The organism is Phormidesmis priestleyi ULC007 (assembly GCF_001895925.1).
GTDB lineage: Bacteria > Cyanobacteriota > Cyanobacteriia > Leptolyngbyales > Leptolyngbyaceae > Phormidesmis_A > Phormidesmis_A priestleyi_A.
In genome coordinates this window covers 1-24267 of the sequence record NZ_MPPI01000057.1, presented here as the reverse complement: position 1 = coordinate 24267, position 24267 = coordinate 1, and the positions used below count along the sequence as shown (strand labels likewise).

General features: G+C 49.5%; 14 protein-coding genes, 1 tRNA gene and 1 pseudogene. 8 read left to right on the top strand and 8 right to left on the bottom strand.

All coding sequences use genetic code 11. From position 1 onward, the window contains the following. Positions 1-246: 246 nt before the first annotated feature. Positions 247-1134, bottom strand: coding sequence for an alpha/beta fold hydrolase (locus BRW63_RS24920; RefSeq protein ID WP_317615847.1), 888 nt, complete (start codon positions 1132-1134; stop codon positions 247-249). 231 nt (positions 1135-1365) lie between these two features. Here BRW63_RS24920 and BRW63_RS24915 point away from each other — a divergent pair, with 231 nt between their 5' ends. Next, the gene (locus BRW63_RS24915) at positions 1366-12621 is read left to right on the top strand and encodes a Calx-beta domain-containing protein (protein WP_073075046.1); all 11256 of its coding nucleotides are present in this window, start codon (positions 1366-1368) and stop codon (positions 12619-12621) included. Between the two features lie 133 nt (positions 12622-12754). Beyond that, positions 12755-13201: a hypothetical protein gene (locus BRW63_RS29210; protein WP_244913283.1), complete on the top strand. Its 447-nt coding sequence runs from the start codon at positions 12755-12757 to the stop codon at positions 13199-13201. Between the two features lie 23 nt (positions 13202-13224). Here BRW63_RS29210 and BRW63_RS24905 read toward each other — a convergent pair. From BRW63_RS24905 to BRW63_RS24885, 5 genes and pseudogenes are all read right to left on the bottom strand, one after another. Further along, positions 13225-13587, bottom strand: a pseudogene (locus tag BRW63_RS24905) (methylmalonic aciduria and homocystinuria type D protein); the annotation flags it as partial. Positions 13588-13618: 31 nt separating this feature from the next. Next, positions 13619-15343 (bottom strand): ABC transporter ATP-binding protein, encoded by a 1725-nt coding sequence (locus BRW63_RS24900; protein ID WP_073075043.1) that lies wholly within the window; start codon positions 15341-15343, stop codon positions 13619-13621. Then, complete coding sequence (locus tag BRW63_RS24895; protein WP_073075042.1) at positions 15340-15963, bottom strand: DedA family protein; 624 nt, start codon at positions 15961-15963, stop codon at positions 15340-15342. Before BRW63_RS24895 ends, BRW63_RS24900 begins: the two co-directional genes overlap by 4 nt. A gap of 7 nt (positions 15964-15970) precedes the next feature. Then, complete coding sequence (locus BRW63_RS24890; protein WP_073075041.1) at positions 15971-16579, bottom strand: DedA family protein; 609 nt, start codon at positions 16577-16579, stop codon at positions 15971-15973. 157 nt (positions 16580-16736) lie between these two features. Continuing rightward, a tRNA-Arg gene (locus BRW63_RS24885) sits at positions 16737-16809 on the bottom strand. Positions 16810-17200: 391 nt separating this feature from the next. Here BRW63_RS24885 and BRW63_RS24880 point away from each other — a divergent pair. The 3 genes from BRW63_RS24880 (at position 17201) to BRW63_RS28610 (ending at position 20090) form a co-directional block, all read left to right on the top strand. Next, positions 17201-17872 (top strand): Npun_F0813 family protein, encoded by a 672-nt coding sequence (locus BRW63_RS24880; protein ID WP_073075040.1) that lies wholly within the window; start codon positions 17201-17203, stop codon positions 17870-17872. Positions 17873-17944: 72 nt separating this feature from the next. Continuing rightward, the gene (locus BRW63_RS24875) at positions 17945-19027 is read left to right on the top strand and encodes a hypothetical protein (protein WP_073075039.1); all 1083 of its coding nucleotides are present in this window, start codon (positions 17945-17947) and stop codon (positions 19025-19027) included. Positions 19028-19127: 100 nt separating this feature from the next. Beyond that, entirely contained in the window at positions 19128-20090 is a 963-nt protein-coding gene (locus BRW63_RS28610) for a helix-turn-helix domain-containing protein (protein WP_073075047.1), read from the top strand. A gap of 4 nt (positions 20091-20094) precedes the next feature. On the opposite strand, the gene BRW63_RS24865 is transcribed toward BRW63_RS28610, so the two are convergent. Continuing rightward, complete coding sequence (locus BRW63_RS24865; protein ID WP_073075038.1) at positions 20095-20343, bottom strand: DUF1049 domain-containing protein; 249 nt, start codon at positions 20341-20343, stop codon at positions 20095-20097. Between the two features lie 12 nt (positions 20344-20355). Next, positions 20356-21777, bottom strand: coding sequence for a phosphoglucomutase/phosphomannomutase family protein (locus BRW63_RS24860; protein ID WP_073075037.1), 1422 nt, complete (start codon positions 21775-21777; stop codon positions 20356-20358). A gap of 106 nt (positions 21778-21883) precedes the next feature. Here BRW63_RS24860 and BRW63_RS24855 point away from each other — a divergent pair, with 106 nt between their 5' ends. The 3 genes from BRW63_RS24855 to BRW63_RS24845 all read left to right on the top strand — a co-directional run bounded on the left by BRW63_RS24855 (position 21884) and on the right by BRW63_RS24845 (position 24177). Then, positions 21884-22318: an NUDIX hydrolase gene (locus BRW63_RS24855; protein ID WP_073075036.1), complete on the top strand. Its 435-nt coding sequence runs from the start codon at positions 21884-21886 to the stop codon at positions 22316-22318. Positions 22319-22414: 96 nt separating this feature from the next. Beyond that, positions 22415-22546, top strand: coding sequence for a hypothetical protein (locus BRW63_RS29720; protein WP_262983569.1), 132 nt, complete (start codon positions 22415-22417; stop codon positions 22544-22546). Between the two features lie 353 nt (positions 22547-22899). Beyond that, complete coding sequence (locus tag BRW63_RS24845; protein ID WP_073075034.1) at positions 22900-24177, top strand: sensor histidine kinase; 1278 nt, start codon at positions 22900-22902, stop codon at positions 24175-24177. Positions 24178-24267: the final 90 nt, after the last annotated feature.

The following is a 24267-nucleotide window of genomic DNA, read 5'->3' as shown; positions in this document are numbered from 1 at the left end:
AGGCAGCCGCGCAAGTGTTTACTAACTTGTTTGCCAAGCAACAAAAACAGTTCTCGCATCCGTAGTCCGCGAGTCGCGGGTCTTATTTTTCTCTCATGACATCACAACACTCAAGTTACTAGTTAAATCAGCAATGAGCTGACATGAAACTCTAGAAAGCTATGTCTGGCAAGACTTTCAGCCCTTCCAAGGTGCATGACAGAATTTTGTTGAGACGACAGATAAAGTGTTAATCGACAGCTTTCATCACTCAAAATTTTCTAGAATGCAAGCGGCTGTGATTTGAGGCTGCTCTAAATGGGGAACGTGCCCACAGTGTTCAACCCAAACGAGTCGGCTGGTGAGAATGGCTTTTCTAAATCGCTCTGCGTCTTGGGTGCCCAAAATCTGATCAGAGTCGCCCCAAAGAATCAGCGTCGGTTTGTCGATCTGCGAAATCTTATCAGTCAGAAAGTTATAGCCCCCGCTTTTTGTGAAAGCAATCATTGCCTGACTCCATTGAGGTGACTGCAAGTGTAGCGCTGCACACAACTGTGCGTCGGCAGTCACAAAACTCGCATCGGCATAGGCTTTGAGACTGACTTGCCGCCTGACTTTGGGCTGGCGCAAAAATTCGGTTGCCAGATAGCCAAGGGGCGGCACCAAAAACCGCGACACTGCCGGGCCTACGGCAAACCCAGCGCTGTCAATGAGCACAAGTTTTGCCACCGCTTCGGGATAGGTGAGCGTAAAATCGATCGCTGCTGCACCGCCCATAGAGGCACCCACTAAAATCATGGGCTGATCGATTAACGTCTTCCAAAATGCGTGGAGATGAGTTTTGATCGCGATCGGATTAAAAGAGACTCCGATCGGGCGGTCTGTGAACCCAAACCCCAACAAATCGACTGCCCAAGTTTCTTGCTGGGCGGCGAGAAGTGGCAAGAGTCGTCGAAACTCGAAGACTGAGCTATCAAACCCATGCAGCAGCAAAATTGGAGTTCCGCCGCTGCCTTGATGAATGTAAGCCGTGGCGATCGGGTCAGCACTCAAGGGAGTGGCGATCGCCTGACGAGTCATCTGCTGTGCCAGGGCGATCGAGGTAGCTTCGCTCAGACGGGCGACTTCAGCAGGCAAGAAATTTGCAAACATCATTCCAGTCTATTCCAATCTGACGTTCAAAAGCCTACTAGCCCATGCTAGAGAGCGATCGCCTTCGTAGTTGCCGAAATTTTCTATCAAGAGATTGTAAAAAGTTGACTGTTGAAGATAAAAAATTTGCGTGTTTGTTCTCAGAAATGTGTGTTCTACTGGCGTTCTGGGAAAACTAGCTTTGGCTATGCCCTTATCTCTCATCCCCGGTCACTTTGCGAGGAGTTCAACGTCATGGAATTTGCTGGGTCATCCGCCTCAAACCGTTATGTGTTATCCTCTGATGCTGCCGTGTCTGCTCTGCCTGCGGTTGGCGATCCTCTAGCAAATCTGCTTCCTACTCTCGCCCTGCAAACTCGTGCAGCTACGTCTTTACTGTTTATTGATTCCAATGTCTCCGATTATCAGAGCCTGGTAGCAGGCGTGACTTCTGGAACTGAGGTTCATGTTCTCGACCCGATCGCAGATGCAGTCACCCAGATCACTCAAACCCTCTTGGGGCGCACCGGAATTTCTAGCATTCATATCATTTCTCATGGCGAGACAGGCGGCTTGCAGCTAGGCACCACCGAGTTGGATGCGACAAGTCTCGATCGCTATACCTCTCAGCTAGGTTCATGGTCGCAGGCGTTGACTGAGGATGCTGACATTTTGCTTTATGGCTGTAATGTCGCTCAAGGAGAGCAGGGTCGTAATTTTGTGCAGCGTTTGGGACAGATCACCGGGGCAGATATCGCCGCATCGATCGATCAAACGGGCGATCGCGAGGCTGGCGGCAACTGGGCTTTAGAAGTCCACACGGGTAATATTGCGACGGGTCTTGTCTTTCAGGCATCCACGCTGGCAAATTATGATCATTTGCTGCCTGTCGATTTGCTGTCTCCGATCGATCCGTCTTTATTGAGCACGAGTGACAGCACGGGCGGCACCCTGGGCAGTAGCTCTGTGAGCAACGACGGACGCTATATCGTCTTCACTAGCAATTCTGGCAGTTTGGTTGCTGATGATAAAAACGGCAAATCGGATGTGTTTTGGCTCGATCGTCAGACTCAAACGCTTAAACTCGTGAGCCACAATGCAGGCAAAACAGGCAGCGCGAATGGGGCTTCATCTAACGCAGTGATCAGCGGTGATGGCTTGTCTGTGGTGTTTGTCAGTGATGCGGCTGATATTGCCTCTGGTGACCAAAATACTCGAAAAGATGTGTTTTTGTGGAAATGGAACAGCACTACCAGCACAGACACGATTCGGCTAGTGAGCGCGACAAATAGCCCTACAAATAACGGCACCGCAAGCCAGGATGAAGACTCCTATAACCCTGTCATTAGTGAAAACGGTCAATATGTAGCGTTTTTGAGCAATGCAACTAATTTGACTTCGTTCCCGGCTGACAATGCTGGAAACAATCAACCCGATGTCTTTCAGTGGGATGGGTCAGCGGGTAGTAATGCAGTCACGCTCGTTAGTCGCAACCGTAACAAATCAGGAAGCGGCAATAAAGGGGTTTCGACGGGTTTCTCAATGAGTCGGGATGGCAATTATGTTGCGTTTAGCAGCAATGCGACTAATCTCCCTCTCGCTGGGTCTGATCCTAATGGCTCAACTGAAGACGTATTTCGCTGGAGCCGTGCTAATGACACGATGACCGTGATCAGCACCTCGTTGACCCCTGGCGTTGGTGGGGCAAACGACGTATCGATAAACCCTGTAATCAGCAACGATGGTAGCCGCATCGCGTTTGTCAGCGCGGCTACTAACCTCGTGGCAGATGGAATTGATAACAACAACACGCAAGACATCTTTTTGTGGGACAGCGCCAGCACAACTGCCAATAAGATCAGCTTAATCAGCTTTAACAGCACTAGAACGAACAGCAGCAACAGTTTAGAAAACCCGTTTGCCGATAGCGGTTCGCTTAACCCCGTGATTAGCGGCGATGGAAAATATGTCACGTTCACCAGCTACTCTACGAATTTGGTGAACGCGATCGACGCTAACGGCAAACAAGATGTATTTGTCAGAGAAATCGATGCGCTCACTACCTTTTTGGTGAGTGGCAACACCGCTGGAGTGTTTGGCAATGATGGGTCGTCTGACCCTTCTATTAGCGGAGACGGCAAGCGAATTAGTTTTGCCAGCAGTGCCAGCAATCTAGTTGCCGATGACACGAACGGCAAGCGCGATGTCTTCGTGCGTGATTTAACGGCTAACACCACTTCTTTAGTCAGCCGCAGTGTTGACGCGATCGGAAATAATGATTCTCCAGCAGACGATCCCGCTAGCCTCGCAGTGTCCCCTTCGGTGATCAGTGCAGACGGGGCGTTTGTGGCGTTTACTAGTCAAGCCAGCAATCTGGTCGATCGCGATGGCAACAGCGCTGCCGATGTGTTTATTGCCCTGTTGCCCAGTGTTGCCCAACCGATCGGCACGATTAGCTTGGTGTCTCGTCAGAGCAATGATCCGGCGCTCATGCCTAAAACCGGAAGTGAAGATTCGACGCTAACGGCGGGCAATGCTGTCAGTGCAGACGGTCGCTATGTGGTCTATACGAGCAAGGCTCCTGAGTTAGCGTCTAATGATGCAAATGGCGCTCAGGATGTATTTATTCGAGATAATCAGACCAAAACAGTCACGTTGATTAGCCGCAATCTAGCTAAGGTTTCTGGAAATGGCAATTCTTTCAATCCGGTGATTAGTCGTGACGGTCAGTTTGTGGTCTTTGTGAGTGATGCCTCTGACCTCGTTTCAGGAGACACTAATGGAACATCCGATCTTTTCTTGTGGGAGCGATCGCAGCCTGACACCCTGACTCTGATCAGCAAAGTCAACGGTGGAACAACGATCGGCGATCGTGCTTCAATCAATCCGACTATTAGCGGTAATGGTCAATATGTAGTTTTTACAAGTCTGGCAACCAATCTAGTGAATGGGGATGGCAACGCTAAACAGGATGTGTTTGTCTGGGAGCGATCGTCAAAAACAATCACGCTGGTTAGTCACGCTAATGGAAACACAAACAGCAGCGATGGCACATCTGAGAATGCGTCGATTAGTGATGATGGACGATTAATCACCTTCACTAGCGACGGCACAAATTTAGCAACGGGTGCCACAACCGGAAAACAGATATTTTTATGGGATCGTCAGACTAGCGGCATCTCACTGATTAGTCAGAATAGCGGGGGTGCGATCGCCAACGCAGACTCTAACAATGCAGTGGTTAGCAGTGATGGGCATTACGTTGCCTTTACTAGCAGTGCAACCAATCTGTTTGGCACCGATAACAATGCGTCTCAAGATGTGTTTATTCGCGATTTGGTGAAGAACACGACTATGGGAGTGAGCGTCGATTCTTCAGGAACTTATGGCACCGTGACTGGGGGCGCGCCTGCAAGTGGGGCGTTTGCGTCGAGTCCCGTGATCAGCAGCTATGGGGGCAAGGTTTATATCGCGTTTACCAGCACCTTTAATACGCTGGTCGCGACTGATAACAACAATGCTCAAGATGTGTTTGTTCGCGAAATTGATATTAATGACCCTACCAAGAGCCGAACGATCTTAGTCAGCGTCGATAAAGATGGGACAGGAAGCGGCACAGGCACCAGCACAGGGGGTTCATTTGGCGGCACCGGATCGTTTAACCCGTTGATTGGTCAAGACGGACGATTTGTGGCATTTGTCAGCTATTCTAATAACCTCGTTGCCAGTGACACTAACAGCGCTCAAGATATTTTTGTTCGAGATCTGCTGCTCAACAAAACAACGCTGATCAGCAACAACAGTGCTGGCACCGATAGCGGAAAAGGAGCTTCTCAAGTTCCGGTGATTAGTGACAGTGGTGGCTATATTGCCTTTATGAGCGATGCGGGCGATCTGGTCACAGGCGACTTTAACAACAAATTTGATGTGTTTGGTCAAGAACTACTGCCCCTAGTAAGTTTGACCACGATCGACGCAACTGCCAACGAAGCAACTCCCTCTAACGATCCGTCAACCTATCAAATTAAGCGCAGCACTACAACGGGAGAACTGACCGTTAAACTTGCGATCGACCCGACCAGCACTGCTTCTTCAAGTGATTACGATTGGTCGGTTGATTCGGCATTTGCCACGATCGTCAGCTTCTCTGCAACTGAGATCATTCTAAAATTCTTAGCGGGTGCAAACACGATCGATTTGAAGCTGACTCCTAAAGATGATGCAACAGCAGAAGCAGACGAAACTTTAAAGCTATTCATCACAGCAGATGCAACTAATTTAGGATACGCGATCAGCACGAGTGATAATACAGCAACGAGCACGATTCTGGCAAACGATACTGTTGTCACCAACACAAGTGATAGTGGAGAAGGATCACTCCGTCAGGCAATTATTAACGCGAACGCATTCGCTGGCGCAAATACAATTAGCTTTGCCATTCCGGGGACTGGCGTGCAAACGATCGCACTGCAATCTGCTCTGCCTGTAATTAGTGATGTGGTTACGATCGACGGTGCCACCCAAACCGGATTCACCAACACTCCTTTAATTGTCCTAGATGGCACGGCCGCCGGAACTACGGCAAGCGGCTTACACCTCACCGCTGGGGGCAGCACTATTAAAGGACTCGCGATCGAAAACTTCGCCCAAGATGGCATTTTGATCGACACCCAAGGCGGCAACACAATTCGGCAAAACGATCTCTCGGCAAACAAAGGATCGGGAGTCGCGATCGTCGGCACTGTCACCGGAAACCGCATTGAGAGCAACACTTTTACGGGCAATACGGGCTTAGGCATTGACCTCGGTAAAGATGGCGTAACTGCTAACGACGCAGGCGATTTGGATGTCGGAGCCAACAATCTTCAAAACTTCCCAGTGTTGACGATCGCCGAATTGGTCGGAACGGGAGCCGCGATCGCTGGAACGCTCAACAGCACTCCAGGCACTCAATTCCGGGTTGAATTCTTTAGCAACGACGCGACGGGCACCGCTCAAGGCAAAACGTTCCTCGGTTTTACCGATGTCACGACCGCCGCAGACGGCACCGGAAACTTTAGCTTTACCGCTTCGGGAGGTGCCCTCGGACAGTTGATCACCGCCACTGCCACTGATGCTAGTAGCAACACCTCAGAGTTATCGCAAGCAAGGGCAATCGCGACTCCAACGGTTAGCCTCAGTGCGGCACCCATTACGCTGCTAGAAGGCACAGGTGCGACTCCTACCGCGTTTCCTTTTGTCGTCACCTTGTCTCAGCCTAGTACTCAAGACGTGATTGTGACTTACAGCACCGCAGACGGCACCGCGACCAGTTTAGACAGTGACTATGTGCCCGCTTCGACTGCTAGCGTTACTTTTGCTCCGGGTCAGACTAGCCAAACCCTTGCAGTTGGTGTGACTGCCGATAGCAAATTTGAGCCAGATGAAACGTTCACCGTGACGCTGAATGGTGCGACTAACGCGACGCTCACCACAGCCGTGAATGCGACAGGCACGATTCAAAATGATGACAGCCGACCGACGATCGCGATCGCCGATATCAGTCAAGCTGAAGGCGACAGTGGTTCTCAGCCGCTGATCTTTACGGCGAGTCTCTCAAATCTCAGCACCGAAACCGTGATCGTCGATTACGCCACCACCAACAACACCGCAACTTTAGTAGATAACGACTATGCCGACACGACGGGCAAACTAACCTTCGCTCCCGGTCAACTGACTCAAACCTTTGGCGTGTTAGTCAACGGAGACCCCAAATTTGAGAACAATGAAACCTTCAAGGTAACGTTGGGCAATCCCATTAATGGCACGATCGCACCTGCTACCAGCGTCGCTACCGGAACGATTCTCAATGATGATCCGGGTCCAACTTTGAGCATTACAACGCCTGCTTCACAGCTTGAAGGCACGAGCGGGGCGAATACTCCTTACCAGTTTGTGGTCAATCTCAGCCAAGCCAGCAGTGAAGAAATTACGGTAGATTATGCGACGATCGATAACACCGCGACGATCGCCGATAACGATTATACTGCCGCCACCGGAACCCTCACCTTTGCGCCGAACACCACGAGTCAAACCATCACGGTTTTCTCTCAAGGCGATACTAAGTTTGAAACAGACGAGCAGTTCTTTGTTAAGCTGACCAATGCCAAGAATGCCAACCTCTCTGCTACTGAGCAGGCAACTGGCATCATTACTTCTGACGACACTGCTCCGACCATTCAAATCGCCAACGCAGAGGCATTAGAAGGTAATAGTGGCACTACTCCTTCTAGCTTCGTTGTCACGCTGTCTGATGCCAGCTATCAAACGATCACGGTGAATTACAGTACGGCTGATCAGTCGGCTACGATCGCCGACCAAGACTATCAAGCCACCACTGGAAGCCTCACCTTTGCACCCAACGAAACCCGCAAAACGATTACCGTTTTAGGAACGGGGGATGATAAGTATGAGGGAAATGAGGCATTTTTAGTTAATCTCAACACGCCTCAAAACGCCACGCTTTCCACCTCAAGTGCAACCGGAACGATCACAAACGATGATCTGATTCCTTTAATCAGCATCAACGACGTGAGTAATCTTGAAGGAAATCAAAGCACGACAAAAACTAATCTTTTTACGATTAGCTTGAGCAATCCCACCGATCAAACCGTTACAGTTGACTTTGCAACGGCTGATGGCACGATTATTAACAATGCTGCAACAAAGGCTAATAATGACTATATAAGCGCTTTAGGAACAGTTACATTCAATCCTAATGAAATTTCTAAAACGATCACGGTGATCACAAATGGTGATGCGAATTTAGAGAAAGATGAAGACTTTTTTGTCAATCTTAGCAATGCGACACAAGCTGGAATTCTCAAAAATCAGGGCAAAGGAACGATCGCTAATGATGACACAGCTCCAACGCTAAAAATTGACAGTGTGAGTCAGAAAGAAGGCGATCAAAACACGACTGAACTGATCTTTACCGTCAGTCTCTCTGCCACGAGCAGCGATCCGATTACGGTCGAATATCTGACTCAGGATGACAAGGCGACGATCGCTGATCTCGACTACCAAACTAAAACTGGCACCCTGACGTTTGCGCCCAACACATTGACCCAAACCTTTGCCGTTCTCGCAAATGGTGACTCCAAGCTAGAAGGAGACGAAACCTTCAACGTCAAATTGCAGAACCCCAGCACGGGCGCACTGATTTCTGCGACTGAGGGCATCGGCATCGGCACGATCAAAAACGACGATCTCCAACCGACGATCGGCATCGATCAAAAAATCAGCATCACTGAAGGCACGAGTGGCACCTTCACAGTCAGTCTCTCTAACCCCAGTGTTGAAATCGTCACTGTTAACTATGGCACAGCAGACAACAAGGCAACTCTAGCCGATAGTGACTACATTCAGGCATCTGGAACACTCACATTCAACCCCGGAGAACTCAACAAAACGATCACCATTTCAAGCAAAGGCGACACCAAATTTGAAGGTGACGAAGACTTCACCGTCAATCTCAGCCAAGCTGGAAACGCAGATGTATCGGCGGTTTCTGGAAAGGGAACGGTGACGATCGTCAATGATGATTCTCGCCCCACTGTTAGCATCGACAACGTTTCTCAACAAGAGGGACAGAGTGGCACCACACCTTATGTCTTTACGGCGAACCTGTCTAACTCCAGCAGTGAAACAATCACCGTCAACTATGCTACGGGCAATGGATCAGCAACCACAACAGACAATGACTATGCTTCTGCTGCGGGCATCATTACCTTTAATCCCAATGACTTAAGCCAGAAAATAACGATCCTGGCAAATGGTGATTCCACTTTTGAACCCGATGAGAACTTTTTCGTCAACCTTGATCCTGCGATCGTAACCAACGCGACGATTTCTGCCGCCGCTGGGGTGGGCAAAGGCACGTTGCTCAATGACGACAATCCGCCTCGCCCGACCATTCGCATTGATAGCGGCGTAACTCAAAACGAGGGCAACAAAGGGGCGACGGCTGCTTATGTCTTTAATGTCATTCTTTCAACAATCACGCCTGAAACGGTGACAGTTGGCTACACCACAAAAGACAACTCGGCTACAACTTTAGACAATGATTACATCACTCAGGCTGGCATTCTCACTTTCGCCCCCAACACGCTCAACCAAAAAATCACGGTGCTGGCAACCGGAGACGACACGCTAGAACCAGATGAAAGCTTCTTTATCGATCTGCAAAACCCTAGTAGCAACGCAGATATTTCAGCCGTCGATGGGCGCGGAACGGCAACGCTAACCAATGAAGATAAGCGTCCGACTTTGAACATTGACAGCCCGACTAAGCGCGAAGGGTTGAGTAACGAAACTACGCCGATCGAGTTTGTGGTCACGCTCTCAAATCCTAGCAGCCAAACTGTAACGGTGGATTATGGGACGGGCAATGGGTCAGCCACGATCGTAGATAACGATTTCACCCAAACTTCGGGCAAGCTGACTTTTAACCCTGGCGAACTCAAAAAGACGATCACCGTGTCTGCCAATGGCGATAACAAGCTGGAGTCAGACGAAACGTTCATCGTTCAATTGACCAAGGCCAATAATGCAGATATTACCGGAGCAGGTGAAGGTACTGGCACCTTACTCAACGATGATTTCACGCCGACCATTAGCCTCACTGCCAACGTGGGTCAACTCGAAAACGCAACGAGTCCTAATTTGTTTGTGGTTAACCTCTCGAATCCTACTGACAAAACTGTCACGGTTAATTACGATACGAGCGATGGCAACGCGACGATCGCCGACAACGACTACTCTCGCGCCACTGGAACTCTGACGTTTTTGCCCACCGAAACCAGCAAAACTATCAGCGTGTCTGCGATCGGTGACACGAAATATGAGAGCAATGAAACCTTTAACGTTAATTTGAACAACGTCAGCAACGCGACTCTGCCGACAAACACAATCACAGGCACGATCGTCGATGATGATCCCATACCGACGATTAGCCTCGCGACTGTAACCGCCAATCAGCCCGAAGGCAAGAACAGCACCACGCCCTACGTGTTTACGGCGACGCTCACAAATGCCAGCAGCCAACCGATTACCGTCGATTATGACACCACAAACGGGACTGCGACTCTCGCGGACAACGACTATCTGCAAGCGGCTGGAAAACTCACCTTTGCCCCCACCGAAACCAGCAAAACCTTTACGATACTTGCCAACGGTGACACAAAGTATGAGGACAATGAGACTTTTAGCGTTAGTCTCAGCAATGCTGCGATCGGCAGTACAATTTCAACCACCAATAGAAGTGTTGTTGCCACGATCGCGAATGACGATACGCGTCCCACCATTAGCCTGATACCCAACACTATTAGCCAACTAGAAGGCCCTGGTGGCGCTACTCCTTACGTCTTCACAGTTGCCTTGTCTGAAGCGAGCAGTGAAACAATTACTGTCAACTACAGCACCGCAGATGGCACGGCAACCACCGCAGGAAACGACTACAGGGCGATTTCCGGCAAGCTCACGTTCAGTCCTGGTGAGACGAGTCAGAATCTAACCGTCAACGCTATAGGCGACACTCGCTTTGAGAAAGACGAAACCTTCCAACTTAATGTGACAAACCCAATGAACGCGACCCTGACCACTGCAATAAGTGCCACAAGCACGATCGCTAATGACGACAAAGATTTAGGCATTATGGGCGATTCGGGCATCTTATGGCGCAATCAGCAGACGGGCGACCCGCTTTTGTGGCAGATCAACAGCACCACCTTTGCTGGAAGTAGCCAGTTGCCGACCCAAGCGGCTACTTGGCAGATTCAAGGGAAAGGAGACTTCAATGGGGACGGGGGTCTAGACATTCTCTGGCGCGACGCTGCGACTGGGGAGATCAACCTCTGGCTGATGAACGGGACGGATTTTGGCTCTATCGTCACGGCACCCAATTTGCCTAGAGTGCCAGACCTGTCCTGGAAGGTAGAAGGCATTGCAGACTTTACGGGCGATGGCAAACTTGATCTGCTATGGCGCAACTACCAAACCGGGGAAATCGCTACCTGGAATCTGAATGGAACCACCTTTGTTGACGTTTCTTATTTATTGCCTGTGACCGACCTAAGCTGGCAGATCAAAGGCATTGGCGATTTTAACGGCGATCGTAAAGTTGATTTGCTATGGCGCAACGACCAGACGGGTGAAGACGCATTCTGGCTGCTAGATGGCGCAAAGTTTTCAAGTGTCGTTTATCTGCCCACCGTCTCAGGCTCAAGCTGGGGTATTGAAGGCATCGGAGACTTTAATAACGACGGCAGCCTCGACCTGCTGTGGCGCAACAAAACGACCCATGAGATCGGAACCTGGCAACTAAACCGCACAACTTACACCACGAGTTCACTTTTCTCTACGTCTCTAGACTCTACTTGGCAGGTTCAGAAGATTGGTGATTTCAACCGAGACAACAATTTAGATATTCTCTGGCATAACACCCAGTCGGGTGAGAACAAGCTTTGGTATCTGAATGGCACGACTTATGGAACGAGTCTGACGCTGCCAACTCGCTCCGATCGCAACTGGCTGATCTCTGACATCGGTGACTTTAACCGCGACGGCAACCTTGATCTGCTGTGGCACAATGCTCGATCGGGCGAAACCGATATTTGGAAACTGAATAGCAGTCCTTATGCGGGCGAGGTGTCGCTTCCCAAAGTCACAGATTTGGGATGGCGAATTCAAGCAACGGGTGACTTTAATCGAGATGGATCCGTGGATATTCTCTGGCGCAATTATCGAGATGGCTCGGTTGCGTTTTGGCAGATGGATGGCACTACTTTCAACGTGCCAGTTTACTTACCGCCCGTTTATGACCCTGCCTGGAACATTGAAGGAGTGGGCGACTTCGATCGCGATGGTTTCTTAGATCTCTTCTGGTATAACAACGGCACGGGTGAAGCCGCCATCTGGACGCTCAACGGTATGACCGTTAAAGAAGGAATTTTCTTGCCGACTCCAGGACTTAGCTGGCAGATGCAGGCAATTCAAGACTTTGATCAAGATGGCAATTTAGATATCTTGTGGCGCAGTCAAGCCGGAGAGGTTGCCTTTTGGAAAATGAGGGGAACCACCTTAGAGTCGGGCACTTATCTGCCCAGCGTTCCTGACTCAAATTGGCAGATTCAAGGCGTTGGAGATTTCAACGGCGACGGCAAACCCGATATATTCTGGCGCAACTACAGCACGGGCGAGAACGCCTTTTGGCAACTGAACGGCATGAAGGTTGAGAAAGCTCTTTATCTGACTCCGGTCACTGATTTGAGTTGGCACATAGAAGGCTTTCGAGACTATAACGGCGATGGAACATTAGACATTCTCTGGCGCAACCACCGCACTGGGCAAAATGCTCTTTGGTTTATGAATGACGCAACGACGATCGGGCTAGGAATTTTCTTACCTCGACTGATCGACCCAAACTGGACGGTAGAGGGAATCGATAATTTTAAGAGCAGTGAGATCGAGTGAGGGCTTCCCAGTTTTGCCCTAAAAATTGCCCCGATTTGAAAGCCATGCTCTAGGATCGTAGAGAGTAAGAGGGACTTTAAGCCTGAAGTCTCTCTATCTGCTATCTGTTTAACCATTTGCATTTGGGTCAGTCGTGAATCTCCCCAATCAGAAAAGTAAAAGTCGGCTCGACGATCGAGTCTCAGGGCAACATTCTCGAATGTCTCACCCATTTAAACATGGGCAGATTTTTTTTAGTCCGGGTGCTCATTTTAGCTATCGAGTCATCGGTGCTTGCTGTCGATTGTTCGATCGAGAAACCCTTCCTTATCCTTGCTGTCGCCTTGAGTGGCACAGCAAAGAACCCAGTTGGCGGCGCATCGGCAAACGTCTGATTGCCGATTTGGCGACGAGAAACAGTCCTTCTTATAGTGTCGAAATTATCGGTCAAGCGATGCAAGAACCGCTGGTAATGACGCTCTACTCGGTCAAACTGCCGCAGCCGCTTAAAGAATGGTGGGTTTCTAGCAAGCCCTCTACTTCGACGATCGCTGATTTGACCTGGCTAGACTCTGCCGAAGAAATCAAAATCGAGGGATAAACAGCGCTGCCCCAATGGGGATGCAAGATGCTGCAACAGTTTCCAAATTGGGTAGTGGAATAGCCTAACGTCGATCGCACCACTGCCACATCATCCAGCCGCAGCGTTCCAGCTTGCGAGAGCAAGGGCTGCCCGGTTCGCGGATCAAATAAGTCTGCTAAATACCCCAACTGCCGAAGCTTGCAGACGATTTTCAGCCCAAATTCTAAAAACCGTTGCCGAAGCTGTTGCTTTTGAGCATCGGTTTCTGGCGTAACCTGCATCAACTCCAGTTGAGAGGGCTGCAAGACAACCAGCACCGATCGCACGGGTTGCGACCAATCGGGTAACAGTCGAGGCAAGTTTTTGCAAATAAATGGGTTGGGTGCGTGAATGGAGTATTCCATTTAAGAGATCGTGGATAGGGCATCTCAGCCGCTAGCTAAACTGCTGGGCATAGAATCGAGCATAACGCCCCCCTTCGGCAATGAGTTCAGAATGAGTGCCGGATTCTACGACTCGACCTTTTTCTAAGATTAAAATACGATCGACACGCCGCACGGTTGCCAAACGGTGAGCAATGATAAATACGGTGCGCCCCTGCATGATTCGCTCTAAGGCTTCTTGAACCAGTGATTCCGATTCAGAGTCGAGGGCTGACGTGGCTTCGTCGAGAATCAGAATTCGAGGATTGAGCAACATCGCCCGCGCGATCGCCAGCCGTTGCCGCTGTCCGCCCGACAAATTTACGCCGCGTTCACCGACCCAGGTGTTATAGCCTTCTGGAAGTTGGCTGATGAACTGATGTGCATTGGCAATTTTGGCGGCTTCTTTGACGGCATCTAAATCAAAATCAAGCTGACCAAAGGCGATATTTTGAGCGATCGTCCCCGAAAACAAGGTCGTCTCTTGAGGCACAATCCCAATCTGTCGCCGCAAACTGCGAAGTGAGACATCTCGCACATTAGTGCCATCTAACCAAATATCACCGATTTGGGGATCGTAGAATCGGGGAATCAAATTCACTAGCGTCGTTTTTCCGGCTCCTGATGCCCCGACGAGGGCGATCATTTCCCCCGGCAAAACCAAGAGATTTAAGTCTTGCAACACCGGACGATCGGGCTGATAAGAAAAGGTGACGTTGCCAAACTCTACTTTCCCCATCACGGGGGCAAGCATCGGCGCGTCCGGCTTCTCCACGATCGTCGGTTTTAACCACAGCAGCTCAAAAACCCGATCGACTGACGCTTCTCCCTGCTTAAACTCGTTATAACTGCTGGTAATGGTGGCGATCGGCTCAAACAACAGCGCAACAGCAGTCACATAGCTAATAAATCCGCTGCCAGTCAACTGCCCTTTAGAAATCTGCCAGCCGCCTAACAGCAGTAATGACAGCATACTTAACGCCTCTAGCGAACCGACGACTGGATATTGAGAGGCTCTAAGTCGCTCCATTGCATAACGGGCTTGCCGATTGCGTTCTGCCTCACGACTGAAGCGATCGATGACATATTCTTCTGCCGCAAACGCTTGCACTAAGCGAATACCGCTCAACATTTCAATAATCAGCCCCGACAGATCAGAAACCCGACTTTGGCTGCGATGAGACAGTTTACGAAGCCGCTCTCCAAACCAGCCGATCAACACTGCCAGCAACGGCGCGACGATTAGGGTTGCCAGAGTCAGTTGCCAGTTGACCCAAATCATATAGCCCAGCACCGCAACTAGCCGCAGAACGTTGGGCACAAACTCATGAAAGAGCTTGTTGACCACTTCTCCAATCCGATCGACATCCTCCGTCAGTCGATAGGCCAGATCTCCAGTCTGCATCGTCTCAAAATAGCTGAGACTGAGGTGTTGCAGATGGGCATAAGTTTCTTGGCGCAGTTGCAGAGCGATCGACAAGGCGGCTTTTGCCATCAGAGTGTCTTGCCCATATTGCACCAGCTTTTGCCCAACCCAAACGACTGCCGCAAAGCTAGTCAATTCGGCGATCGCGCCCACATTGCCTGCGCCGATCCGTTCTGCCATACGCCCCGCTAGCCACGCTAAAATAGGCCACGTTGCAGTAAACACCAGCGTACAAACCATTGCCTGAGCAATGATCTTCCACTGTGGGCGAAGATAGGTGGATAGTTGCCAGTAGTTAGAACGGTGTTTCAATGGCGGCTGGACTTGTTGCGTTCTTGGTAGATGTGAAAGACAGAAGGCAGAAGCGAAACGACGATAATGATTAGAATAATGGGCAACAGATATTTATCGACATCTGGAATCACTGCTCCTAAAGAATAGCCCAACAGCGTCACGCCAAACGTCCAGATAAATCCACCGATGACGTTATAAGACAGAAACGTGCGGTAGTGCATTGCCCCGATCCCTGCCACGATGGGCGCAAAGGTGCGAACGATCGGCACAAATCGCGCCAACACGATCGCTTTTTTGCCATATTTCTTATAAAATCCTTGAGCAGAGACTAAGTGCTTTTTGTGAAACAGCCAAGAATCTTCTCGCTGAAATAATCTTCGTCCAAATCGATTTCCGGTCAGATAGCCCACACTGTCGCCTAAAACGGCAGCCACAAAACAGCCCAATACCAGATATTGAATGCTGAGAATGTTTTGGGAAGCTAGAAACCCAGCCGTAAACAAGAGACTGTCTCCCGGCAAGAAAAATCCGATCAACAGCCCAGACTCTGCAAAGATGATCGCCCAAATTACTAAATGAGCCGTGATCGGGCCAATCTCCTTAAACCACTGCCCCAAATGAGCCGCATCAAAATTCATTCTTTCCTCACTTCAGACGCTGCGTTTGCTTCCGTCGCACCAACCACACCCCCAATGCCACGATTAAACCCCCTAAAACAATCTTTGAGACGGGGGCTAAATAGTCATCGACTCGATCGTAGTGTTCTCCTAATAAATATCCAGCGTAGGTTAATATCGTTGTCCAAATCGTGGTGCCGATGGTGGAGTAAACCAAAAAAGGGGCTAACCGCATCTCACTGATTCCGGCTGGTAGAGAAATTAGCGTTCGGATTCCGGGCACCAAACGACCCAACAGCACCGCTTTGTTGCCGTGACGATAAAACCAACGATTGGCTTTGTCGATGTCTGCGCCAGAGATCCCAAACCACTTGCCATAGCGATCAGCGATCGCTGCTAACCGCTCTTCACCCACCAGTTTGCCTGCATAGTACCAAGGTAACGCTCCCAGCAACGCTCCTAGCACTCCTGCCAAAACCGCATACTGAAAGTTCATCTGCCCTTTAGATACGGTAAACCCTGCCAACGGCATGATCAACTCTGACGGGATAGGTGGAAAAAGGTTCTCTAGAAACATTAGGAGACCGATGCCCCAGTAGCCTAGCGCACTCATGGTGTTGGTAATCCATTCAACCATTGCCTGATTTCCTCTCGCGAATGAAGGCTCTTTTACCCTTACATAGCGAAATGATAAGCTTCCAGGGAGTTAATTATTAAGTTTTTTGACAGAATTAAGATTTGGTGAAGTGGACGATCGTTCCCCCACTTCTCTGTTGCTGATCAATCATTCAAGACGGGCTCTACTGGGCTCGAACCAGTGACCGACCGCTTAGAAGGCGGTTGCTCTATCCACTGAGCTAAGAGCCCCTGTTGCGAAATAGCTAGATTTTTATCTCTGACTGATTAAGCACTATACAATCCTAGCAAGTTTGTGGAAACTTCCTGACAGACTTGTTCTAATTCGTAGACTGGCAGAGCTCTCAATAAATATCTCAATATCATAAATAAAGCAGGGTTTCTCTGACTATGAGTACACTAAAAGCCAGAAAAAGGGAATTTAAAGAAAGTGTGTTGATAAAAGTGTGTTAATGACAGAAATTGCAAGACAATGGTCTTTTAATATCGCACTTCCGGTTGCCTTCTCTTTGCCGACTCTAGCAGAGAGACCATTTTGAATAGAAACTTGCAGCTATATCATGGCTCAAGCTCACGCCGCCAACCTTACCCCTAACCTTGATAGGAGATAATTAGCTGTTTTATGTTCATTCTGAAACGGCAGGATGTGGAAATCTCCAGCATCCAACATCCCAAACGAGATCAAAAAATTCCGATCCTCACCTATCAGGGGGTCACATTTCGCTTAATCAGTGTGTTTAACGCCAATCAAGAAGAAGAGGCGAGGGCATTGTGGCGCGATTTGACTGACAATCAGGGCAAAGCCTGCGTTTTATTAGAAGAACCCGATCGCTATAGCATTTGGGGCAAAGTGCGGCTCGATCAGCTTGCCCACGAAACCCACGAGAGTGAGGTAAGTGGCTCAACGACTCCCATGTTTACTCAAGCCTGTCTGCTAATGCTACAAGCGATGTATATCGACATCGAAGACTTGATGGGCACAAAACAGGCCGTCACGTTTCAAAAAGCGATGGCTGACGTGTTTCGGCAAGGTCGGTTTCCTCAAACCGAGTCGCCTGATGCTATTAAGCAGCTTTTGACCATCAATCCGCTCAACAGTCTGCAAACACCAGCTTGGCAAGAAAACCACCTGACGCTGCTCCTGCAAGAGTTGCACCGCATTGGCAAAAACTACTTCGGCAAATCTCCCTTCGTCCTCCGAACGTTAGAAGCTTTGCAAGACTTGCCTTCTGGGGAACGTGCCCGCTTTTTGGCTTGGATGACTCGATCGCCAGGTGGTAATCTGTGGCGCTAACTTCGAGAACCATCCACGATCGCTCTCGCTTCCCTTCATTCCATCTAATCGCTCTACCTTTGTAACTGTGATATGAGTACTTCGATCGATAAATCTGCGGCTAAGTCTCTGTCTGTGCAAGCGATCGTCTTTGCAGAAATTATCTGGGCGGTGCTGGCGCTGCTATTTTTTCTGCTGTTTAGTGTGGCTGAACCCGGACAAGACCGTCCGGTTTGGTATTCCTACGGCACGTCTGTTTTTGAAGTGGTTGCCTTCTTAGCCGCCGCAATTTTGTGTTTTAGAAACTGGCGCAGCCCCCAGATCGTGAGCGGTCGCAAAGTCTGGTTTGGCATTGGCATGGGCATGTTGTGTTATTTCGTGGGGGGAGTGCTATTCACCTTCTGGGAAACCTATTTAGGGCGCGATGCCGCAGTCTCACCCGGAGATTTCTTCTACGTCCCGGCTTATCTGTTTCTAGGGTGGGGCATGGTGATGGCGTTTGCCGATCGTCGCCTCAATCTAGAAGTCTGGCAGTGGGGCATCGTTGCCGGAATCGCCACGATTAGCATTGCCTTCGCGACCTGGTTGACGATTTCTCCCGAAAAAACCGCGAGTGCCGATCTCTTTGGAATTGAGCCAGTCTCTGCCCAAACGATCGCGACTCCGGCAAAACCTACGGTTAAGGCAACCCAGGTCGCACCTAAGCCGGGTTCACAAACGCCTAAAGTGCAGCCACTTGTGCCTCAAGCGGTGCCCTCTCCTCAAACAGCGCCTTCTGTGCTGCCTTTTGTCCTGAGAGCAGCACCCGTCAAGTCAGAGGAACAAAAGCCCCCTGCTTGGGTATCTGCCATTGAAGACACGTTGGCTCCATTCAAAACGTTTCTAGATTATTTCTACGTCATGGCTGACGTGTTTATCTTGATCGTGGCGACGACGCTGCTGCTGGCATTTTGGGGAGGGCGCTTTTCGCAGTCTTGGCGAATGATCGCGGCGGCCGCTTTCTCGCTGTATATCGCTGATATGTGGTTTAAATATGCGACAGCCCGACTCGAAAATTATCAAAGCGGGGGCTTGCTAGAAATCTTTTGGGTGTTGAGCGGCGTGCTCTTTGGCATCGGTGCAGCACTGGAATATGATCTCAGCCGATCGCGCCGTGGAGGACGGAGACAAGCTTAAAAAAGAGCAAAGGGTGAAGGGCAACCTCGTCTTCCAGCCTTTTTACGGGCGGTTGGACTTAGAATGGTAAGTGCTGACTGAGCCTTTCGTGGATTGTGGCATGACCCCTCGCAAACTGTCTGATTCTGACAAAAACCAAATTGTTGAGCTATATCGTCAGCCAGGGGAGACGACGCTGACTCTGGCAAATCAATATGGAGTGAGCAACACAACCATTAGTCGAATTCTCAAAAGCACTTTGCCTGCTGGGGAATATGAAGGCTTGATTCAGCAAAAGCGGGTGGCTTCACGAAACTCTGAAGCGCCCTCTCGTGAGCCGGATCAGGTGCCCATTCAAGGCAATATTCTTGAGGTTTCTGCCCCTGCGATCGCTGAAGTCTCTGAGCCTGAACCGACTCCTCTGGCGGCTTCGGTTTCTTTAGATTCTACGTCTGAGCGGGTAGTTCCTGCTCCCATTCGCCGATCGCGCAAACGATCGTCGGCTGAGTCTGAAGCAGAAGCCCCGATCGAGGAAATCTTTGAGGTGGTGAAAGAGCTAACCACTGCGCCTGTTGTGAAAAAAGTTCTGACGCTGGCTGACCCTAAGTTAGAAGAAGCTACAGAATCTCAAGCCTTTGACGACGATGAGGAAGACGATCTCGATGATCTTGATGACGATTTAGAGGAAGGTCTTGACGACGATCTTGACGACGATCTTGACGACGAAGAGAGCGGGTCACTGCTGCCGTCGCTTCAACTCAATTCAGCTTCGTTTGTGCGGGTGTTGCCACTGACTGAAGCGGCGATTCCAAAGACGTGTTATTTAGTGGTCGATCGTGCGGCCGAACTTATTGCCCGCCCCCTGAGAGAATTTGGTGAGTTGGGGCAAATTCCGTCAGAAGAGATTCAAGAGAAGACGCTACCTGTGTTTGATAATCATCGAGTTGCAAAGCGGTTTTCTAACATCCGGACGCAGCGTGTGATCAAGATTCCTGATAGCCGCATCTTGCAGAAAGCTGCGCCTCACCTGCAAGCGAAAGGAATCACTCGGTTGCTAATTGATGGACAGGTTTATGCTTGGTGAGCGTTTAGAAGTCGTCATCGTCGTCTTGATCACGCTGGGGGCTGGAAAAGCCTAGTAGAGGCTGCGCGATCGCCGTTCCGATCACACCGACCCCAGCGCTAAAGGCGAGGATTAACCCAAAGGGCATCTCGACTAGCTGAAAACTGAGAAACCGCAGTGAAAGGGGCGTGGCATTTTGAACGGAAATAAGCGCGATCGCTCCGATCCAAACTGCGATAATTAATGACGTGATCAGCGTTGCCAGAGATTTCATAAAACGGTGAACCTAAACGGGTTGGATTTGATGAATCGATCGCTCCATCGCTGCTGCGATCTGACTGACTTTTTGGGGTGAATTCGTTTCTAAATAGACTCGGATCAGTGGCTCTGTGCCAGAAGGACGGAGCAAAATCCAGCTTCCTTCTTCTAGATAGAGCTTAATGCCGTCTTTGCGACCGACTTCTTTAATGGCAAAGCCTGCAACTTGGGTAGGCGGATTGTGAGTAAAGGAGTCTAAAACGGCTTTTTTATGAGAATTAGTGAGCCGCAAGTCGATTCGATGATTGTAAAGCGGGCCGTCTGCCTCGCTGATCACTTCTTGCACAAGTTGGCTGAGGGGTTTGCCCTCATAGGCGATGGCTTCTGCAACTAGCATATCTGCCAGGATGCCGTCTTTTTCAGGAATGTGCCCGATGATGCTCAGTCCGCCTGATTCTTCACCGCCAATCAGCACGGTGGTCTGCCGCATTTTTTCACCGATATGTTTAAAGCCGACTGCGGTTTCATAGAGTTCTAACCCGTGAGTTGCCGCAAAGTTATCGAGCAAGCGAGTCGTTGCCACAGTGCGAACGATCGCGCCCCGCTTGCCTCTGTTTTTAATTAAGTGACGTGCCAAAAGCAGCAAAATGACGTTGGGCGTAAGAATGTTACCCTGCTCATCGACAATGCCAAAACGATCGCTATCTCCATCGGTTGATAACCCAATATCAGCGCGATCGGTCTTAACCGCATCGACCAAGCCCGCGAGTTGTTTGCCGTTGGGTTCGGGCATTCCGCCGCCAAACAAGACATCGCGATAGGTATGAAAGCTCTCGACTTCACACCCACAGTCAGCTAGAACCGTATCGAGATAACCACGAGACGTAGAGTAGAGCGCGTCATATTTGACCTTGAGTTTGGCGCTACGAATGCGATCGACATCCAAAATGCCATAAATAAACTTCAAATAAGCAGGTTTAGGATCAAAGGTCGAAATCATGGCACGATTGCCACTCGGTGGGGCATCGGATACGCGATCGAGATTGGCAACAATTGCATCCGTGATCTGAGTCGTCGCCGGGCCAGCATAATCAGGGATGTATTTAATTCCACAGTAGGGCGCAGGGTTATGACTCGCCGTAAACATCAACGCTCCTGCCGAATTCAAGTGACGAGCGTTATAAGCAATGACTGGAGTCGGACAATCTCGATCGACGATCTGCACCCGCCAACCTAAATCTGCTAAAACTGCGGCTGCCGTATGAGCAAACTGATCTGCCAAAAACCGAGTATCGTAGCCCACGAGAACGGGACGAGTTTTAGAGTAAGTCGTATCTAGATAACGAGCGATCGCTCGCGTCACCTTACAAACGTTAGAAAACGTGAAATCGTCGGCAATAATGCCGCGCCATCCATCAGTTCCAAACTGAATTTTTGAACGCCTGCCCATAGCTCAACCTTCCCAACACTTAGCTTTATCCTACTAGACACTTTTCAGGAAACTGTACATAAGCTCTTGAAGTTGAGCAGAGATAATTTTTAACGTCTTGAACTTAATGAATAAACTTCCACAGATTCGGGCGTTGGTGTTGGGGCTGATTCGTGATGGCGATCGCATTCTGGTTGCCGAAGGTTACGACTCCGTTAAGCAAGAATTCTTCTATCGCTCTTTGGGGGGCGGCGTTGAGTTTGGTGAAACCAGTTTAGACGCACTCAAGCGAGAATTTCAAGAAGAAATCCAGGCAGAATTATGCAACATTCGACATTTAGGATTTAGCGAAAACCTGTTTATGTATGAGGGCAAGCCCGGACATGAATGGATTCAGCTTTATCAGGCTGACTTGGTGGACTCTAAGTTTTATCAGCTAGATGAGTTTATCGGAACCGAGACAGAGACAGCATTTGTGGTGCGATGGATTGAGTGCGATCGCTTTCAATCTAAAGAACTTCACCTCTTTCCTGAAATCTGCTTGAGTTACCTTCAACAATGATCTCGTTCCGGAATAGCGCCATCTCGACTGAAGACTTCATAAGTGCCCAGGAATGACTTCTCAATCAATTCGACTCCTACCCAAGGCAATCTTGATATGCATGCTAGAGAAGCCACCGAAGGATTTGTGAAAGAAGTCAAACGCTCAGGAATGCTCGGTCGTACCGTTGACACTGAGGTCGGCGCGTTTGTGGACGGTAACTTTGAATTCGATCGAGCTAAGTTTTAGCCTCCAAAGTGGCAAATTTAAAACAACAACAACCTTAACAAACGTTCTCGCCCAGTGCGGGAGCGTTTTTGTTTGACTTTTGTGTATTGGATCTGCGGTGCCATAACCCCATAGATTGGAACTTCCTCAGATTTGCGTTCTTAAACTTAAGCAAAGCTTCAAACTCGGCACCGTGTTGCCCGCAATAATTGAGTCATTGTGTAAATAGGAATACAAGCGAATCCTTAATGGATGATCCGCTCTTAATTTTTGTCATGTCCAGACCAGGAAATATGCCTAGCTCTTAGACTCAAAGCTTACATCAAACCCTGCCCTGGACTGTTTTTCAACAGGTTGGCGATCTACTCAAGCAGATGGTCAACCCTACCGCTCTAATCTTGACCGAGGTGACGATTTCTCCATTGCAACTCAACGATCATGGGGCAGAACGGTTTGTTGCGGTGTCGTCTTCGAGATTTAGTGCCATTTTGCAAGGTGAAACGGCATCGCATTCTGCCAGATCTGACGACGAGTGCCAAATTAAATTGACCTTCGATCCCAAAGAGATTGCCGTTTTTCTCACTCACTTAGAAACCCTTTTATTATCTAAATCAGAGCTATTTCAGCAAATTAGACAGGCCCAGCAGGCACTTCAGCCTAATGACTCTGAGCTTCAGAGCCAGTTTACGCTTCAATTAGTCGATCGGTTGACCTCGCATACGCCCCACTCTTCAAAGTCTCTTGAGTCGCTCCCTTCACCGAACGGAGATGCACTTCATGCTCAGTTGCAGCAGACTCACCGTTTAGAACAGCAAATTCTCGATCGTACTCAAGACCTCCGCGACACATTAGTCACGGCTCAAGCGGCAAGTCGCGCCAAGACAGAATTTTTGTCAACGGTAAGTCACGAGCTACGAACTCCTCTGACAATCATCATCGGCCTGGCCGCGACCCTGTTGCGCTGTCACCTGACTCAATCTGATGATAGAGGAGCATTAACGCTGCAAAAACAGCAAGAATATTTGCAAACGATTCAAAGTCGTGGAGAACATCTGCTGGCACTCATTAACGACATTCTAGACTTGTCACAAGCCGAAACCGGAAAAGCCGTATTAGACATCCGTGAGTTCTCTCTCTTTCAACTCGCGCAACAAGCGCTGGAGTCTCTACAAGAAAAAGCAGAACTCAAGAAGGTAAAACTTCGCCTCGATTTAAGTGCGGGAGCAGAATTTTTGCGATCGGTTGAGCAAGACGGTGGAGAGAAAGGCCTGCACCGCGATCGCTTTCAAGCCGACCCACAGCGAGTCACGCAAATTTTGATTAATCTACTCAGTAACGCCATCAAGTTTACTCCCGAATATGGCTGTGTCACACTGAGGGTTTGGGTGAATGAAGAACGGGCAATCTTACGAGTCGAAGACACCGGAATCGGGATTCCTGAAGCAGAAATTTCTCTACTGTTTCAAAAGTTTCAGCAACTAGATGCCTCTTATCACCGCAAATATGAAGGAACAGGACTGGGGTTAGCCCTCACCAAACAGTTAGTCGAATTGCATAATGGCACGATCGAGGTCGAATCTAAAGTCGGAGTCGGCTCACACTTCACCGTGCATTTGCCGAGCCAAGCTATAGCAGTCCTATTTGAGTTGTAAGATCAGCCATAGCGCCGCAACTTGGGAAAATCAAACGTGTAAGACTGCAAGAATTGCACAAATAGCTGCTTGACTTGTGCAAAGGTTTCA

Excerpts from the sequence above, each read along its gene's own strand:
- BRW63_RS24920 (WP_317615847.1), bottom strand. The coding sequence starts at position 1,134 with ATGATGTTTGCAAATTTCTTGCCTGCTGAAGTCGCCCGTCTGAGCGAA.
- BRW63_RS24915 (WP_073075046.1), top strand. The coding sequence starts at position 1,366 with ATGGAATTTGCTGGGTCATCCGCCTCAAACCGTTATGTGTTATCCTCT.
- BRW63_RS24895 (WP_073075042.1), bottom strand. The coding sequence starts at position 15,963 with ATGAATTTTGATGCGGCTCATTTGGGGCAGTGGTTTAAGGAGATTGGC.
- BRW63_RS24890 (WP_073075041.1), bottom strand. The coding sequence starts at position 16,579 with ATGGTTGAATGGATTACCAACACCATGAGTGCGCTAGGCTACTGGGGC.
- BRW63_RS24880 (WP_073075040.1), top strand. The coding sequence starts at position 17,201 with ATGTTCATTCTGAAACGGCAGGATGTGGAAATCTCCAGCATCCAACAT.
- BRW63_RS24875 (WP_073075039.1), top strand. The coding sequence starts at position 17,945 with ATGAGTACTTCGATCGATAAATCTGCGGCTAAGTCTCTGTCTGTGCAA.
- BRW63_RS28610 (WP_073075047.1), top strand. The coding sequence starts at position 19,128 with ATGACCCCTCGCAAACTGTCTGATTCTGACAAAAACCAAATTGTTGAG.
- BRW63_RS24865 (WP_073075038.1), bottom strand. The coding sequence starts at position 20,343 with ATGAAATCTCTGGCAACGCTGATCACGTCATTAATTATCGCAGTTTGG.
- BRW63_RS24860 (WP_073075037.1), bottom strand. The coding sequence starts at position 21,777 with ATGGGCAGGCGTTCAAAAATTCAGTTTGGAACTGATGGATGGCGCGGC.
- BRW63_RS24855 (WP_073075036.1), top strand. The coding sequence starts at position 21,884 with ATGAATAAACTTCCACAGATTCGGGCGTTGGTGTTGGGGCTGATTCGT.
- BRW63_RS29720 (WP_262983569.1), top strand. The coding sequence starts at position 22,415 with ATGCATGCTAGAGAAGCCACCGAAGGATTTGTGAAAGAAGTCAAACGC.
- BRW63_RS24845 (WP_073075034.1), top strand. The coding sequence starts at position 22,900 with ATGGTCAACCCTACCGCTCTAATCTTGACCGAGGTGACGATTTCTCCA.